Origin of the sequence: Pseudomonas rhizozeae, assembly GCF_031583775.1 — a bacterium.
Taxonomy (GTDB): Bacteria; Pseudomonadota; Gammaproteobacteria; order Pseudomonadales; family Pseudomonadaceae; genus Aquipseudomonas.
In genome coordinates, this window is sequence record NZ_JAVLSB010000037.1 from 59,815 (window position 1) to 75,711 (window position 15,897).

Here is a 15,897-nt window from a genome sequence, read left to right on the forward strand (position 1 = left end):
CGCATGAGCGACATCCTTGCAGACAGCTTAGATGGCGTAGAACGCCGATCACTGGCTGACTTCACCGAAAGTGCCTACCTCAACTACTCCATGTACGTGATCATGGACCGTGCCTTACCGCACATCGGCGACGGCCTGAAACCCGTACAGCGGCGCATCGTCTATGCGATGAGCGAGTTGGGCCTGGACGCCGACTCCAAGCACAAGAAATCGGCGCGTACTGTCGGTGACGTGCTCGGCAAGTTCCACCCGCACGGCGATTCGGCCTGCTACGAAGCCATGGTGCTGATGGCCCAGCCGTTCAGCTATCGCTACACCTTGGTCGACGGCCAGGGTAACTGGGGCGCGCCGGACGATCCCAAGTCGTTCGCCGCCATGCGTTACACCGAGGCGCGGCTGTCGCGTTACTCCGAAGTGCTGCTCAGCGAGCTGGGCCAGGGCACCGCGGACTGGGGGCCGAACTTCGACGGCACCCTCGAAGAACCGCTGGTATTGCCTGCTCGTTTGCCGAACATCCTGCTCAACGGCACCACCGGCATCGCCGTGGGCATGGCCACCGACGTGCCGCCGCACAACCTGCGGGAAGTAGCCACCGCGTGCGTGCGTTTGCTCGATGAGCCGAAAGCCACGGTCGAACAGCTGTGCGAGCACATCCAGGGCCCGGATTACCCGACCGAAGCGGAAATCATCACCCCGCGCGCCGACCTGCTGAAAATGTACGAAACCGGCAAGGGGTCGGTGCGCATGCGCGCTGTGTACCACGTCGAGGACGGTGACATTATCGTCACCGCGCTGCCGCATCAGGTCTCCGGGGCCAAGGTGCTGGAGCAGATCGCCGTACTGATGCAGGCCAAGCCGTCGAAAGCGCCGCAAATCGCCGACCTGCGCGACGAGTCGGACCACGAAAACCCGTGCCGTATCGTGATCATTCCGGTCAACAGCCGGGTCGACCACGACGCGCTGATGCAGCATCTGTTCGCCAGCACCGAGCTGGAATCCACCTACCGGGTGAACATCAACATCATCGGCCTCGACGGCAAGCCGCAGCTGAAAAACCTGCGCGCCTTGCTGGTGGAATGGCTGGAGTTCCGCACCCTGACCGTGCGCCGCCGCCTGCAATTCCGCCTCGACAAGGTCGAGCGTCGCCTGCACCTGTTGGACGGCTTGCTGATTGCCTACCTCAACCTGGATGAAGTGATCCATATCATCCGCACCGAGGAACACCCGAAGGCCGCGTTGATCGCCCGCTTTGCCCTCAGCGAAATCCAGGCCGACTACATCCTCGACACCCGCCTGCGACAGTTGGCGCGCCTGGAAGAGATGAAGCTGCGCGCCGAGCAGGATGAATTGCTCAAGGAACAAGCCAAGCTGCAAGCCCTGCTGGGCAGCGAAGCCAAGCTGAAGAAACTGGTGCGCACCGAGTTGCTCAAGGACGCCGAGACGTATGGCGACGACCGTCGCTCGCCGATCGTCGAGCGCGCCGAAGCCAAGGCCCTGACCGAGCACGACCTGCTGCCGAATGAGAAAGTCACCGTAGTGCTGTCGGAAAAAGGCTGGATTCGCTCGGCCAAAGGTCACGATATCGACGCGACGGGACTTTCCTATAAGGCCGGGGACGGCTTCAAGACCTCGGCGGCGGGGCGCTCCAACCAGTTTGCGGTGCTGATCGACTCCACCGGCCGCAGTTATTCGGTGGCCGCGCACACCTTGCCATCGGCCCGTGGCCAGGGCGAACCGCTGACCGGGCGCCTGACGCCGCCCCCAGGCGCCACGTTTGAATGCGTGCTGATGCCCGAAGACGACGGGCTGTATGTCATCGCCTCCGACGCCGGCTACGGTTTTGTGGTCAAGGGCGAAGACTTCCAGGCCAAGAACAAGGCCGGCAAGGCGCTGCTGAGCTTGCCGAACAACTCGAAAGTGATTCTGCCGCGCCCGGTGGCTGATCGCGAAAACAACTGGCTGGCCTCGGTGACCACCGAAGGTCGGCTGCTGATCTTCAAGATCAGCGACCTGCCGCAGTTGGGCAAAGGCAAGGGCAACAAGATCATCGGGATTTCCGGTGAGCGGGTGGCCAGTCGCGAGGAGTACGTCACTGATATCGCCGTCATCCCGGAGGGCGCGACCCTGGTATTGCAGGCCGGAAAACGTACCTTGTCACTGAAAGCAGACGATCTCGAACACTACAAGGGTGAGCGTGGTCGCCGTGGTAACAAATTGCCACGTGGCTTCCAGCGTGTGGACGCGTTGCTCGTCGAAAACCTCAATTAAGCGCGCTAGAGCGTTCGATCTACGATTTAACCCGTAGATCGACGCATTCGCGCTGGAGTCGGGACGCATATTCACGGATGATATGGCCTTTCAAGCGCCGGCGTGGTCGAGCGTTCTTCATATTTATTGAGTATTTTCACTGTGGTAAGCCTTGTGGCTGCCACCTGGACGGGACGATGACTGCTCTGCGCCTTCCTTTTATTTTGTTGCTCGCTGGGGTTCTTGGCCTGGCGGGTTGCAGCGTAAACCCGCCGGTTTCGCTGTATCAGCTGGACAGCGGCACCCCGGCCCAACCTGCGCAAACCGCTGGCATGGCGGTATTGCTGGGCCCCGTGACCATCGCCGATTACCTGCAACGTGAAACCCTGTTGCAGCGCCAGCCGGACGGCAGCCTGCAAGCGTCGACGGACGGTCGTTGGGCCGGCAGCCTGTCGTCGGACATCGACCAGTTGCTGCTGCGTCAGGTGGCGGGTCACCTCGATAGCCAGCGCGTCGTGCTGGCGCCGGCGACCTTGGGCTTCGCCCCGGATGTGCAGGTGTTGCTGACCATCACGCGCCTCGACTCGGGCAAGACCCAGCCGGCGATCCTCGATGCCCAGTGGCGTCTGATCGACCGCCGCGGCAAGGTGCGCGATAACCGTATCGTGCATCTGCAGGAGCAGCACGCCGGTACCACCGCCGCTCAGGTTCAGGCCCAGGGTGTGCTGGTGCAGCGTCTGGCCGAGCAGTTGTCCGTGGCCCTCAAGCCACTGGCCAACCAGCCGCCGATCGCTGAAACCGCGCCGCGTAAAGCGCCTAAGCCAGTGGCCCCGGCAGCAGGGCCGGAGAAGCAGCCGAAGATCCCGATGGCCTCGCCGATCCGCACCGACCTGGAAGTGTTCCGCTTCTAAGGTCGTCTGCCTCAAGACAAAGCCCGCAGCGATGCGGGCTTTGTTGGTTCTGGAGTTTGAGAGTCTGTGCCGTCTGGTGGGCGGTACCCGCCGCTGTGGAGCGAGCCTGCTCTTAAAGAGGCCAGCACCGATAACAAAAAAGCCCGCAGACGATCACTCATCCGCGGGCTTTAAGGTGGTGGTCAGGCTAACGCTTAACTGCGTTTCTCATGCATTCGTGCCAGTTGCCGCTCGAGCATCGACGGGTAAGGCTCCATCAATCGCTCAACGCAGCACGCACCTTCCGGGCTGGCGATCGGCCGGATGCGCGCCCGTTGGCGGATCAGGACGTCGTCGCCAATCTTTCGCTCCACCAGCAGCAGGTTGCGGCTGTGTTGCGACAGGGCCAGGGCATCCTGGGCGGTTTCGGTCAGCAACAGGTCGATCTGGCTCAGGCCAAACAACTCGTCGCCCAACGTCAGGCCCAGTTGCAGTTGCAGGGTGATGCCGCTGTCCGCCACTTCGATTTGCAACTGATGGCCCAAGGCCCGCAGCAATTCACCGCAGCAAATGGCGTTAGTCAGGTAGTCGTCGCCGCTGTCTTCGGTGTGGAACAGCATCAACGTGCTGCCGTCGTTCAGCGTGTGCAGCTCGCTCTGATACAGCGACGCGGCTTGGTCGAGGCAATCACGATAGCGTTTGAGCAATTCTTCCAGACGCGTGCGTGGCAAACGACGCAGTTGATCCTGGGCGCCCAGTTGCACCGCCAGCACGGCGCTGTGCTGAGGAATGTCCGACGGCACTTTTTTAGCCACCACCAGCGGCGCATTATTGGCCGACTCGTCGCGCAGATCGGCGAAGGCGTCGTCGTCTTCCTCGTCCTCGACTGTGCTCACCACGCGGCGCGGCGCCGGTTTGAGGGCCGCGACCGGGCGCGATTCGTCGAAACTCGGGTCGCGCAGGTTGCGCACCTCGAACTCCGGCTCGTCCTCGGCTACTTCGTCGAACTCCGGTTCTGGCACCGGCTCAGGCTCGACGGGCTCCGGGGCGAAGCTGGAATGCAGCTGCCGCGCCAGGTCGCCGATTTCATCCTGGCGCTGGGTGGCTGGCGTGTATTCGTCGATGTTGCGCAGCCACACGCGCAATTGCAGCAGCGGCGTGGAGATGTGCCGACCGAGGCGCAGGCTCAGGGCCAGGGCCAGTGCCAGTAGAATCGCGCTGAGAATGCCCATGCTTTGCAGGCTGATGGTCATCGGCTGCTGGAACTGATCCATGTCCAGGCTGATGCGCAGTTGCCCGGCCGTCACGTCCTGGAAGGTGATTTTGCTCTCGTACATGCCTTCGGCTTCGCCCAGAAGGCCGTGCTTGGGCCGCTGGCCGGCTTCGGCGAGGATGCGGTTATCCACGCTATAGATCGCCGCGTGGGCCACCAGTTTGTTCTTGGTCAGGTTATTGAGCAGCACGTTGAGGCTGAGGATGTCGTTGGACACCAACAGCTCGGTGGCGGACGTTGCGGTCTGGGTGGTGAGGCTTTCACCCAGCGCATCGGCCTGCTCATGCATGGCCTGCTTGAACTGCAAACCCATCACACAGGCGTAGATCACCAGGGCCAGAGCGACCAGGATCACGTTATGGCTGGCGATGCGCAATGCAATCGGTACACGGCGATGACGCAGTGCACGGAAGATCAGCAGAAAGAAGTTATCGGTTTTAACTGGCGTGGGCCGGTTCACTGAGCTCGGCTCTTTGTCCGTGAAGTTGACGCGCAGTATAGCGACAGGCCCTAGACCGGCAAAGCGCTCGCGGTGCCCGATGGTCACTGAAAGTGGGTAGAATGCGGTTTTTTTCCACTTGCGGGGGTGCGCCTTGCGCGAAATCGTCCTGATAAACATCACTGGTGAAGATCGTCCCGGTCTCACTGCGGCCATTACCGGCGTTCTGGCCCAGGGTGGTGTGAACATTCTCGACATCGGTCAGGCGGTGATTCACGACACCCTGTCGTTCGGCATCCTGGTGGAAATCCCGGACACCGAGCAAGGCAAGTCGGTGCTCAAGGACATTCTGTTCACCGCCTATAAACTCGATCAGCAGGTGCGGTTCACTCCGGTGTCCGAAGAGGATTACCAGCAATGGGTCGGTGGCCAAGGCAAGAAACGCCACATCGTCACTTTGTTGACCCGCAAGGTCACGGCTGAGCAGTTGCAGCGCGTGAGTTCGATTACTGCCAAATATGGCTTGAATATCGATCATATCGATCGCCTGTCCGGGCGCATGCCGCTGGACACGCCGGCGGACAAGGGCAAGGGCTGCATCGAGTTTTCCGTGCGTGGCGAAGCGGCTGACCCGCAAGCACTGCGCGCCGAATTTCTCAGCGTTGCGCAGGAATTGAATGTCGACATCGCCTTCCAGGAAGATTCGCTGTTCCGCCGCAACCGGCGCCTGGCGGTGTTCGACATGGATTCGACGCTGATCGAAGCTGAAGTCATCGATGAACTGGCGAAAGCCGCCGGCGTGGGCGACCAGGTCTCGGCGATCACCGAGCGAGCAATGGCCGGCGAACTGGATTTCCGCGCCAGCTTCAAGGAGCGCCTGGCGCTGCTGCAAGGTCTGGATGTCAGTGTGCTGGATTCAATCGGCGCCTCGCTGCGCCTGACTGAAGGCGCCGAAACCCTGTTCGCCGAACTCAAACGCTTGGGCTACAAAACCGCGATTCTGTCTGGCGGCTTCACCTATTTCGCCAAGCAGTTGCAGGCCAAATTGGGCATCGACTACGTGTTCGCTAACGAGCTGCAAGTGGTCGATGGCAAAGTCACCGGCGTGGCGGTCGAGCCGATTGTCGATGCGCAGCGCAAGGCTGATCTGCTCAAAGAACTGGCCGAGAAAGAAGGCCTGCGCCTGGAGCAGACCATCGCTGTGGGCGACGGCGCCAATGACCTGCCGATGCTGGCAATTGCCGGACTGGGCGTGGCGTTCCGTGCCAAGCCGCTGGTCAAGCAATCGGCGAAGCAAGCGATTTCGACCTTGGGTCTGGATGGGGTGCTTTATCTGCTGGGGTTCCGCGATCGGGACGGGCAGCTCTGAAGGTGGTGTTTAGCGGGCCTCTTCGCGAGCAGGCTCGCTCCCACAAAGGGCGTCCGAGCTAGAGCGACGCCCACAATGAATCAAACTCCTCTTCGGCGCCGCTTTTAGCGGCGTTGTCGTTTCGGCCGGTATCGAGGGCCCGATACGCGAACTGGTTGAAACTGTGGGTGCTGGACACCCGGCGGTCGAGGCCGGCGCGTCGTTCATTGCCGTGGGTATTGATCATCACCTTCTGCCCTTCCTGGAACGGCAGGCGTGGCGCGAGCAGGGTCGGCGGCAAGTCCACGGCGCTGATCTCCGGAAGCAGCAGGCCGCGCAGATACTGGCTGTGGCCATCCTGGTTGCGCACCAATTGCAAACCGCAAGGCTCGGCGTGCGGGGCTACCAACTCGATGCCCATTTGCGTGCCGCCGCCGCGCACTTGGCGGATCCAGCGCACGACCGCGATGCTCCAGCCCTGATGGGTGCTGTCCTGAATGCCGACCATTTCCCCTGCCTGCAACTCCGGCGGCACGTCTTTCGGCCAGGCCAGGCAGTAACCGCCGGGGCTGTGGTTGATGACCGGCAGCGCGTAGGTCGGGTAGTGCGGCGGGTTGAGGGTGGTGTCGTCCTCGTCGCCCTGCAGTTGTTCGTACTGGATCTCTTCATAGGGCAGCCATTGATCGCCCTTGCTGTCAGGCGCGGCATCAAAGGCATGGCTCCAGCCGTCCTGTGGATTTTTGCGGAGTTCGGCGCTGAAATCGGCGGCGCGCGTCCCTGGGTGCTTGAGCATTTCGCTGAAGGGTTGTTCGCCTCCAAGGTAAAAATGCAGAGCACTCATGCCCACGCACAATGTCAGGCTGCCTTGGCCCACAGTGCGCTGGAAACTGCGCTCGGCGGACTGGCCCCACGCCGCGTGCAAGTGCTGCAAGGTGTCCAGGCTCAGCCCCGCCGGCACTGGCAATGGCGCGCCGGTGGTGGTGCGTTGCAAGTGCGCTTCGATGGCTGCCACCAGCGGCTGCGGGTCAAAGGCCAGCAAGGGTGCAGGCTGATCGGCGCGAAACAGTTTGCGGTAACGCGGGGCGGCGTCCAGTTCGGGCAGCACCGCGAACAGGCTGTCGGTGGATGGCCGCAGTGTCAGCCAAGTGCTCCAGGGTTCCAGCACTTCCGCCAGGCGCGCGATCTGGTTCTGCCGCAGTTGGCTGCAACGCGCCGTGCCCAGCAGCAGGGCCGCGATGTAGGTTTGTTCAAGGCTCAACTCCCCGGCCAGGCTGGCCAGATCGTCGCGCACCACGCGTTGCTGCAAGTGGTGCTCGCAGCCGATGCGATACAACTGATGCAGCTCTCGCCACAGCCCTTCGGGTGGCGGACAGTACAGCTGCGTGGCGCGCACCAGCGGCCCTTTGAGGCTGTGGCTGGCCCGTTGCAACGCCAGGGTCAACAGCGCCGCGCGATCCTTACTGAAGCGCGGGCCGACCCGCAGCACAATCTGTTTGTAACCGATGGCTAACTGACTTTGCAGGGCCTGGCACAGGTTGGCGATTTTGCGCGAGCGTTCGTCCAGCACGATGGCTTGGTGCAGGAAATGCCGCTCTAGGTGCTGACAGACGTAGTACACCTCCGGGCGCAGCAATTCGAGCAACTGCAGGCGATTATCGCTGGGGGTAAGCAGTTGATTCAGCTCGCCGAGACCTTGGTACAACTGGCGCGCGGTTTCGCCGATATTGGCTTTCGGCAGGCCGGCAATCCAGCGTTTGAGATCACGCGGGGTGGGTTCACAGAACGACAGTCGCAACTGGATCGGCGTAGGCGCCCGCAATGAGTAGGGGCTGGTCTGAGTCATGCCGTTCAAAGGCTCCGGCGAAGAAAAGGGGGGCGATCTGAAAACCTTAGCAGCTATGGCCTGCTTTCGTCGGACGATGTATCGGATTTCACGCAGAAAAGGAGGGCTGGCGAAGCGGGGAGGGCGTTGCAAATACTGCAAATAACCGATCCCGCACAGTTCGTCGCGGGACCGGTTAAAGCGCTTAAGCCTTAGGCAGGCCCAGGGCCTGGCCCATCTGCACCGGCGACAAGGCGCCGAGGCCTTCAGCCCATTTCACTTGGTCCGGGCCAAACAGCACCACGGCGGTCGAGCCGAGTTTGAAGCGGCCCAGCTCCGCGCCTTTTTCGAGGTGAATCGGCGCGCGGGCGGCTTCGTCGTAGCGGAAGGTTTTCAGCTCGCGTTTCGGCGGCGTGACCAGACCCGCCCACACGGTTTCAATCGACGCAACAATCATCGCGCCCACCAGCACCACGGCCATCGGCCCGCGCTCGGTGTCGAAAATGCACGCCACCCGCTCGTTACGGGCGAACAGTTCCGGGACGTTTTCGGCGGTGGTCTGGTTGACCGAGAAAATGCGCCCAGGGATGTAGACCATTTCCCGCAGCGTGCCGGCCAGCGGCATGTGCACGCGGTGGTAGTCCTTCGGCGACAGGTAAATGGTGGCGAAGTCGCCGCCCATGAACGGCGCCGCGTTGGCCGCGTCACCGCCCAACAGTTCCAGCACGCTGAAGCTGTGGCCCTTGGCCTGGAACACCCGGCCGTGCTCGATCGGGCCCAACTGGCTGACCGCGCCGTCGGCGGGGCTGAGGATCGCGCCCGGTGTCGGGTCCAGCGGCCGTGCGCCGTCCTTTAAGGCACGGGTGAAGAAGGCGTTGAAGTGCTCGTAACCGGTCAAGTCTTCGACCAGTGCCTGGGACATGTCCACCTGATAACGCTTGGCAAACCAGGCGGTGAAGGCGTTCTTGAACCAGCGCACACGGCACTCGGCGACGCAACCGGCCAGGCGCGACAGCAGGTGATGGGGCAGCAGGTATTGGCTGAGGATAAACAGACGCTTATTCATGTGCGGTCCTTAAAAACCTTAAATCTCGACGGGCGTGTCGGGGTGGTTGCCCCATTCGCCCCAGGAGCCGGCGTAGCCCTTGACCCGCGGATAACCGAGTGCCTTGGCCACCAGATAGGTGAAGCCAGAACGGTGATGCGTCTGGCAGTGAGTAATGATTTCTTTGTCCGGGGTGATCCCCAGTTGTTCCAGGATTTGCGGCATGTCGCGACGAATGCGCAGTTGCCGCGTCGGGTCCATGCCGGCGGTCCATTCGAAATTGACCGCGCCGGGTATATGCCCAGCCTTGGCCGCGAGGACTTTTTCGCCGGAGAACTCCAGCGGTCCACGGGCATCCCAGATCGCCAGGTCGGCGGCGCCGAGGCGGCTTTGCAGGTATTCGCGGGTGGCGGTGGGCGCTTCGAGCAGGGTCAACGGCACCGGGCCGCCCACCGCTTCGGGGATCTGCGTCGTGACCGGCAAACCTTGCGCCAGCCACGCGAGCAGGCCGCCGTCGAGGTAGTGATACTGGGTGTGACCGATCACATCGAGCAACCAGATAAAGCGCCCGGCCCAGCCGCCGCCTTCGTCGTCGTACACCACGTAAACCGCATCCTTGTTGTGGCCCAGTTCGCCGAACAATGCCTCAAGCGCTGCCTGCGGCGGCAGCAGGCCTGGCGCCGGCGGCTGGCCGAGTTGGGTGCGCTTGGGGTCGACAAAACGCGCGCCGGGCAAATGCCCTTCGGCGTAACGGGCGGCGCTGGTCAGGTCCACCAGAATCAGTTCGCGGGCGTCGAGGCGCGGCAGCAGGTCGCTCGGCTCGATCACCAAAGCCAAGCCAGAGAAGTCAGACATGTGAGGTCTCCAGAGCACAAAGAGGCGGATTGTAACGCAAGCGTCAGTGGCTGCGATTGGTAAAGCTGTGCAGCGCTCTCTCGATGCACTGCGCGGTTTTGCCGAAGGCCTGCACGGTGATCTCCGAAAACGGCCCACCGCCCTGATCGGCGACCACCAGCATCACCACCCGGTCGTTATTGACCAGCGAGCGCAACAGCAAATGTTCGCCGCCGAATAGCCCGCGCAGACTCGCTGGCAGCAGCGCGGAAAATTGCGCGTTGTTGGCCGGCGTCAGGCGCACCTGCGCCTGCTGCGCCAGCAGCCGCTGCAGCACCGTACTTTTGCCCACCGGGATTTTCAGGCTGGCGGTTTCCGCCGGCAGCCCGGCGTGTGAATGCACCCGCAGGTGCGTTTGATTACGGTCGATCATCAGCAACATCACCCGGCGCATACCGCACGCGACCAAGGCATCGCGCGCCGCCGTGGTCAGGTGCATGGCGTTACTGAAGCGGCTCGGTTCCGCCAACAGTTGCGCGCACTGCTTGCGCCAGTGGGCGAGGTCGTCGGTGTTGGGGGCGGCCGCCGGCAACAGGCCACTGTGAACGCGCCGCGTGCCCCAGGGCCAGATCAGCGACTGCGCCGGGTGCCACAAATCGGGCATGGCGTGATGGCGGGCGCTGATGGCGGCCTGTTGGTGCAATTGCTGCTGCACCTCGTCCATCGACATCTGCAAATAGAGGCTGGTGAGGTACTGCCAGCGCTCGCTGTGCGGGCTGTCCCAAGCCTGCTGCGCCGACAATGCCAGGCCGTTGGCCAGCAGCACTGTGTTGGCCGGCTGGTTGAGCCAGCGACGCAGCGTCGGGTCATCGTCGAGGCGATTTTGCTGGCGCAGCGGATGCTCGCTGTCGCGGGCGATGCGCAGCACTTTCACCAGTTCGCGCTGTTCGCTGAGCAGCAGCCGATAGCCTTGCTGGACCCAGATCGGCAAGCGCCACTGGTTGACCATGGCTTCGCAAATCTTCAGCAGGCTGACGCCGAACAATTGCCTCTCGACCTTGCTCGCCCGTTCGCCTTTGTGGATCACCCGCAGTTCCCACTCTTCCAGCAGTTGCGGATGAGCCAGGGCCATCGGCCACAGCGGCGAGAGAAACAACAGGCTGCCCCAGTGAATGTCCTGCCACAGCCGGGCCAGGCGTCCGGCAAAAAAACCGTTCGCCTGTTGCGTGGCGTGCTGGCTGATCATCTGTAAATGGCGCAGGGCTTTCGGGATATCGCCGTCGGGCTGGGCGGGCAGGCGCGCGAGCAGCACTTCGGTGCGCTTGAGGCCCAGGCGATTGAGCGCCACTTCGAGGTTTTCCGCTGGCTCGGTCATGCTGCCGTGAGTGTGCTGGTTGGCTTCGCGAATCACGCTCAAGGCCAGCGCGGGGCTGTCTTGCATGAGGTCGGCGATGTCGCGCATCGAGCTGCGATTGTTGGCGATCGCCCGGCAAACCCGGTCATGACTCGATTGCGGAACCGGCAAGCGAACCCCGTCGAGCAGCTTGACCCAGCCTTCAATCGTGTTCGGTTTTACAGAGGTGACGTTCGTTTCATTAGCCATGGTGGGAGGCGGTCATCGTCTGCTGGATCAGCGCCCGGAACGGGGCAAATTGGCTTTTCGCCGGAACTGGCTATAGTCTGGCGCAGTTTTGCCGATAAGTAGAAGAAGAGATTTTTTAACTTCCGAATATGACCTTGAACCCGACTCAGTAAGTGCTCTCCTACCTATGGCTAAAATTATCGGCATCATCGTCGTATTCGCGAGCGTGCTCGGCGGATACGTGCTCTCCCACGGCAAGATTGCCGCTCTGATCCAGCCTTTCGAAGTGCTGATTATCGGCGGTGCCGCACTGGGTGCATTCCTGCAGGCGAACCCCGGCTACATGACCATGCATGTGCTCAAGAAGTCCCTGAGCATGTTCGGTTCGCGTTTTTCCCACACGTTCTACCTGGAAGTGCTGGGGCTGATTTACGAGATCCTCAACAAGAGCCGCCGCGAAGGCATGATGGCGATCGAGGGCGACATCGAAGATGCCGCCGCGAGCCCGATCTTCGCCAAGTACCCGGCGGTGCTCAAGGATGAACGCATGACCGCGTTCGTCTGCGATTACTTGCGCATCATGTCGTCCGGCAACATGGCGCCCCACGAGCTCGAAGGCTTGTTCGACATGGAGCTGACCAGCCTCAAAGAAGACCTCGATCACCCGTCCCACGCCGTGAATGGCATTGCCGACGGCATGCCGGGTTTCGGTATCGTCGCGGCAGTACTGGGTATCGTAGTGACCATGGCGTCTCTGGGCGAGGGTGACCAGGCGTCTATCGGCCTGCACGTCGGTGCGGCGTTGGTGGGGACCTTCTTCGGTATTCTGGCGGCCTACGGTTTCTTCGGCCCGCTGGCGCATTCCCTGGCCCACGACGCCAAGGAAGAGCTGAACATCTACGAAGCGATCAAGGCGTCGCTGGTGGCTTCGGCTTCCGGCATGCCGCCGTCGCTGGCGGTAGAGTTCGGGCGCAAGGTTCTGTACCCGGCGCATCGCCCGAGCTTTGCTGAGCTGGAACAAGCGGTTCGCGGTCGTTAAGTCATGGAAAATAACCAGCCGATCATTATCAAGCGCGTAAAAAAATACGCGGGCGGGCATCACGGGGGCGCGTGGAAAATCGCCTTCGCCGACTTCGCCACGGCGATGATGGCGTTCTTCCTGGTGCTGTGGCTGCTGTCCACGGCCACCCCGGAACAGAAGATCGCCATCGCCGGTTACTTCAAGGACCCGGTCGGTTTCTCCGAGAGCGGCACGCCTTACATCATCGACCTCGGCGGCAGCCCGACCCTGGCACCGGAGAACACCCTCAACCCCGAGGTGAAATCCCAGCCGCAGCCGGACAAAGTGACGGTCGACGCCGAACAGGCCGAAGGCATGGCCGAGATGGTCGAAAAGGAACGCCTGGAATTGCTCCTGCAAGAACTGCAGAACAAGGTGGAAGAGAACCCGCAACTGCAGAAGTTCAAGGACCAGATCCTGTTCGAGATCACGCCGAACGGTTTGCGCATCCAGATTCGCGACGCCGAGAACCGGCCGATGTTCGACTCCGGCAGCGCACGCCTGAAGCCGTACTTCGAAGACATCCTGCTGGCCATGGCCGACACCATCAAAGCGGTGCCGAACAAGATCAGCATCAGCGGCCACACCGATGCCAAGCCGTATACCGGCAGCGGTGAGTACGGCAACTGGGAACTCTCGGCCAACCGCGCGAACGCCGCACGCCGGGCGCTGGTGGCGGGCAGCTACCCGGATGCGCAAGTGGCGCGGGTGGTGGGCTATGCCTCGTCGGTGCTGTTCGACCGCGAGCACCCGTTCAACCCGGTCAACCGCCGTATCGACATTGTGGTCCTGACCAAGAAAGCCCAAGCCGCGATCGAAGGTTCGCAAAGTGTCAACCACGATGCCCCGGCAGCCACGCCAGATTCTGGCGCCGCCGCACCTGGCGATACACCGGTCGATCCAAACGCACTGCCGGCCGATCAACAACCGGTCCCGGCCCACGAATTGCGCGAACGCCTCAACCTGTTCGACGACCCGGCGCCCAAGCCGGGCGACCCCGCCAAACCGGCAGAAGCGCCGAAACCGTAAAAAGCAAAAAAGCCGACAGTGATGTCGGCTTTTTTTGTCGGTTAACTTGTCAGGCGAAGATCAGTGGGGTTTGGTACTTCTCTGAGACTCGCTGATATTCCTTGGAGATATTTACTTGCATCGCGATGCAAGCAACATCCAGTACGTTTTGAGCCAAGGTGTAGGTTCCGCGGGACTGCATCCAGCACATGACTTCTGCAAGATGCCAAATTGAAGAGCTGCCTTCATGAACTGGCACCGGGAAACTGGTGGGATGGGCAAGCATGAGCTTGCGCATGTTTTGACGCGACACGCCCATTATCTCTGCAACATCTGTCAAACCGACCAGATCCGGAGTTACCTCAATCAGGCGCGCGCCCGGGCTGGCGATTTGAACATCCCGCAACGCGCTGTTGACTGCCTCCTGCGCTGATGCAGCTTCGCGAACAAACTCCAGTGCCAGTCGGCCAGGCTGACCTATGCCGATGAGCGCATCGTCACAACCTCCGTCACCCAAGCGCTCGACGAGCGAGTCCGTGTCCTGATCTTCAGTCGCGAGTTGATACTTCAACGTAAAAACATATTCCATCATTTTTCCTCCACTTCCACGTGTTTCCCCTTTGCCTCCCTGGCACGGTGCGCTGTGCAGTTGTTCACCACCCGTACTAACTGTTTCGCAAAATTGCCTGGATTTTTTGGCGTACTCCAGACGCTGGCGATGCAAAACTCTCCACAGCGGCATTCATTGTCGTTGTAAGGGCAATAGAGCTTACCCCAGCAATGGGAACCGCCGACTTCCACTCTCCAGCCTTGCGATTCAGCATGCCTGAGTGCTTGCTCAACCTCCTTTTTAGAATGGGAGGGTCTCGTCATTGATGTGCTCCAGTATCGAAATGAGCTTACAGGTTGTCAAGTGACAACCTTTTTTGGGATCGTCGGGCTAATTTAGATGGCATGGGATTGCGCTGTTTTCAGGCGTAAGGTGTTGGCCTGGAAGTGGCTATTCGAACAACGGATAGATGAGTAGATGTCTCGCATGTTTGTCCCTCGATTGCGCACAAGTGTGCAGAGGGCTCGAATCTAATCAGTGATATGGCGCTGACAAGGCCTGTGCGAATAAAGAGAAATGTCCTGCGGAAGGGGATGCCGCAGTCTTACATCGCGGATGTGGCGGGAGCTTGGGAGGTGAAACCTGAGCCCGGCGCCTCTTCGATTAGAGACGCCAGACGCTCGGTTTAGTAACTGGTTTCCGGCAGGCTGGCGATGATCGAGCGGTAGCTGTTCATGCGTTGCTGCTGGACGCGACCGTCTTCGAGGGCTTTGAGCAGGGCGCAGCCGGGTTCGCGGTCGTGTTTGCAATCGCGGAAGCGGCAGGTGCCGATCAGGTCGTTGAACTCGATGAAGCCGGCTTCGACGTCGGCGCGGCTAACGTGGCCGAGGCCGAATTCGCGGATGCCCGGGGAGTCGATCAGTTCACCGCCGCCGGGGAAGTGGAACAGCCGCGCGGTGGTCGTGGTGTGCGTGCCCTGGCCAGACAATTCAGACAACGGACCTACGCGGGTTTCGACTTCCGGCAGCAGGCTGTTGACCAGCGACGACTTACCGACGCCGGACTGGCCGACGAACACGCTGATGCGCCCGTCCAGTTGCTGTTGCAGCTGTTCCATGCCGTTGCCGTGGTGTGCCGAAACTTCCAGCACCGGGTAACCGAGCGTGCGGTAGACCGCCAGCAGCGCGTTAAGCGCCGGGGCGTTCTGCTCGTCGATCAGGTCGAATTTGTTCAGCAGCAGCAAGGGCCGAATGCCGGCGTGTTCGGCCGCGACCAGGTAGCGGTCGATCAGATTAGCGTGCGGCTCGGGCAGTGGCGCGAAGACGATGACGATCATGTCGACGTTGGCCGCCACGGGCTTCAACTGGCCGCGGCTGTCAGGCCGGCACAGCTCGGTGTTGCGCGGCAATTGCGCGACGATCACACCGATGCCCTGGTTGCCGGCACGCCAGACAACCTGGTCGCCGGTGACCAGCGCCGGCAGGTTGGCGCGCAAGTGACAGCGGAAAACCTGGCCGGCCAATTCGCCGTCGCGCGCTTCGACTTCGACCTGCACACCGAAGTGCGCGATCACCAGGCCGGTCTGTTCCGGGCCCAGGTCACCGCCCTCCAAAGCCTCGACGGCGGAGGACTCGCGTTTGGCAGCGCGGGCGGCGCGCTCGCCTTGAATCTTTTCGATGCGCCAGTTTTGACGACGATTGAGTTGGCGTTTGGCCATGGGTGTTCCGTATGGAGAATGCAGCGATTAGGTAAAACGGCCGCGAGTTTAGCACGCCCCGCCGATTGCCTAGGCTAAACTG

Annotated in this window: 13 protein-coding genes; 5 read left to right on the forward strand and 8 right to left on the reverse strand. The window is 61.8% G+C overall.

Annotation, left to right across the window (positions count from 1 at the left end):
* Nucleotides 1–3: 3 nt before the first annotated feature.
* Nucleotides 4–2,268, forward strand: coding sequence for a DNA topoisomerase IV subunit A (gene parC, locus RG836_RS11860; RefSeq protein ID WP_310845621.1), 2,265 nt, complete (start codon nt 4–6; stop codon nt 2,266–2,268).
* Nucleotides 2,269–2,444: 176 nt separating this feature from the next.
* Complete coding sequence (locus tag RG836_RS11865; protein WP_310845622.1) at nt 2,445–3,158, forward strand: PqiC family protein; 714 nt, start codon at nt 2,445–2,447, stop codon at nt 3,156–3,158.
* A gap of 194 nt (nt 3,159–3,352) precedes the next feature.
* Here the strand turns inward: RG836_RS11865 and RG836_RS11870 are convergent, their stop codons facing one another.
* Nucleotides 3,353–4,870 (reverse strand): AhpA/YtjB family protein, encoded by a 1,518-nt coding sequence (locus RG836_RS11870; protein WP_310845623.1) that lies wholly within the window; start codon nt 4,868–4,870, stop codon nt 3,353–3,355.
* A gap of 133 nt (nt 4,871–5,003) precedes the next feature.
* Here RG836_RS11870 and serB point away from each other — a divergent pair, with 133 nt between their 5' ends.
* Nucleotides 5,004–6,218: a phosphoserine phosphatase SerB gene (serB, locus tag RG836_RS11875; RefSeq protein WP_310845624.1), complete on the forward strand. Its 1,215-nt coding sequence runs from the start codon at nt 5,004–5,006 to the stop codon at nt 6,216–6,218.
* A gap of 58 nt (nt 6,219–6,276) precedes the next feature.
* Here serB and RG836_RS11880 read toward each other — a convergent pair whose 3' ends face one another.
* The 4 genes from RG836_RS11880 to RG836_RS11895 form a co-directional block, all read right to left on the reverse strand.
* Nucleotides 6,277–8,040, reverse strand: coding sequence for a molecular chaperone (locus tag RG836_RS11880; protein ID WP_310845626.1), 1,764 nt, complete (start codon nt 8,038–8,040; stop codon nt 6,277–6,279).
* 184 nt (nt 8,041–8,224) lie between these two features.
* Entirely contained in the window at nt 8,225–9,085 is an 861-nt protein-coding gene (gene asd / locus RG836_RS11885; RefSeq protein ID WP_310845627.1) for an archaetidylserine decarboxylase, read from the reverse strand.
* Between the two features lie 18 nt (nt 9,086–9,103).
* On the reverse strand, nt 9,104–9,919 hold the full coding sequence (locus tag RG836_RS11890) for a rhodanese-like domain-containing protein (protein ID WP_310845628.1): 816 nt from the start codon (nt 9,917–9,919) through the stop codon (nt 9,104–9,106).
* Nucleotides 9,920–9,962: 43 nt separating this feature from the next.
* On the reverse strand, nt 9,963–11,501 hold the full coding sequence (locus RG836_RS11895) for an HDOD domain-containing protein (protein WP_310845630.1): 1,539 nt from the start codon (nt 11,499–11,501) through the stop codon (nt 9,963–9,965).
* A 166-nt stretch (nt 11,502–11,667) separates the two neighbouring features.
* Between RG836_RS11895 and motA the strand changes: the two genes are divergently transcribed.
* On the forward strand, nt 11,668–12,519 hold the full coding sequence (gene motA, locus RG836_RS11900; protein ID WP_310845632.1) for a flagellar motor stator protein MotA: 852 nt from the start codon (nt 11,668–11,670) through the stop codon (nt 12,517–12,519).
* Between the two features lie 3 nt (nt 12,520–12,522).
* The gene (gene motB, locus RG836_RS11905) at nt 12,523–13,569 is read left to right on the forward strand and encodes a flagellar motor protein MotB (RefSeq protein ID WP_310845634.1); all 1,047 of its coding nucleotides are present in this window, start codon (nt 12,523–12,525) and stop codon (nt 13,567–13,569) included.
* A gap of 49 nt (nt 13,570–13,618) precedes the next feature.
* Here motB and RG836_RS11910 read toward each other — a convergent pair whose 3' ends face one another.
* From RG836_RS11910 to rsgA, 3 genes are all read right to left on the reverse strand, one after another.
* Complete coding sequence (locus RG836_RS11910) at nt 13,619–14,137, reverse strand: helix-turn-helix transcriptional regulator (RefSeq protein WP_310845809.1); 519 nt, start codon at nt 14,135–14,137, stop codon at nt 13,619–13,621.
* The gene (locus tag RG836_RS11915; RefSeq protein WP_310845636.1) at nt 14,137–14,421 is read right to left on the reverse strand and encodes a hypothetical protein; all 285 of its coding nucleotides are present in this window, start codon (nt 14,419–14,421) and stop codon (nt 14,137–14,139) included. The genes RG836_RS11910 and RG836_RS11915 overlap by 1 nt, the downstream gene beginning before the upstream one ends.
* A gap of 362 nt (nt 14,422–14,783) precedes the next feature.
* Nucleotides 14,784–15,815, reverse strand: a complete 1,032-nt coding sequence (gene rsgA, locus RG836_RS11920) for a small ribosomal subunit biogenesis GTPase RsgA (RefSeq protein WP_310845637.1) — start codon at nt 15,813–15,815, stop codon at nt 14,784–14,786.
* Nucleotides 15,816–15,897: the final 82 nt, after the last annotated feature.

Excerpts from the sequence above, each read along its gene's own strand:
- rsgA (WP_310845637.1), bottom strand. The coding sequence starts at position 15,815 with ATGGCCAAACGCCAACTCAATCGTCGTCAAAACTGGCGCATCGAAAAG.
- RG836_RS11895 (WP_310845630.1), bottom strand. The coding sequence starts at position 11,501 with ATGGCTAATGAAACGAACGTCACCTCTGTAAAACCGAACACGATTGAA.
- asd (WP_310845627.1), bottom strand. The coding sequence starts at position 9,085 with ATGAATAAGCGTCTGTTTATCCTCAGCCAATACCTGCTGCCCCATCAC.
- RG836_RS11880 (WP_310845626.1), bottom strand. The coding sequence starts at position 8,040 with ATGACTCAGACCAGCCCCTACTCATTGCGGGCGCCTACGCCGATCCAG.
- motB (WP_310845634.1), top strand. The coding sequence starts at position 12,523 with ATGGAAAATAACCAGCCGATCATTATCAAGCGCGTAAAAAAATACGCG.
- parC (WP_310845621.1), top strand. The coding sequence starts at position 4 with ATGAGCGACATCCTTGCAGACAGCTTAGATGGCGTAGAACGCCGATCA.
- RG836_RS11915 (WP_310845636.1), bottom strand. The coding sequence starts at position 14,421 with ATGACGAGACCCTCCCATTCTAAAAAGGAGGTTGAGCAAGCACTCAGG.
- RG836_RS11890 (WP_310845628.1), bottom strand. The coding sequence starts at position 9,919 with ATGTCTGACTTCTCTGGCTTGGCTTTGGTGATCGAGCCGAGCGACCTG.
- motA (WP_310845632.1), top strand. The coding sequence starts at position 11,668 with ATGGCTAAAATTATCGGCATCATCGTCGTATTCGCGAGCGTGCTCGGC.
- RG836_RS11910 (WP_310845809.1), bottom strand. The coding sequence starts at position 14,137 with ATGGAATATGTTTTTACGTTGAAGTATCAACTCGCGACTGAAGATCAG.
- RG836_RS11865 (WP_310845622.1), top strand. The coding sequence starts at position 2,445 with ATGACTGCTCTGCGCCTTCCTTTTATTTTGTTGCTCGCTGGGGTTCTT.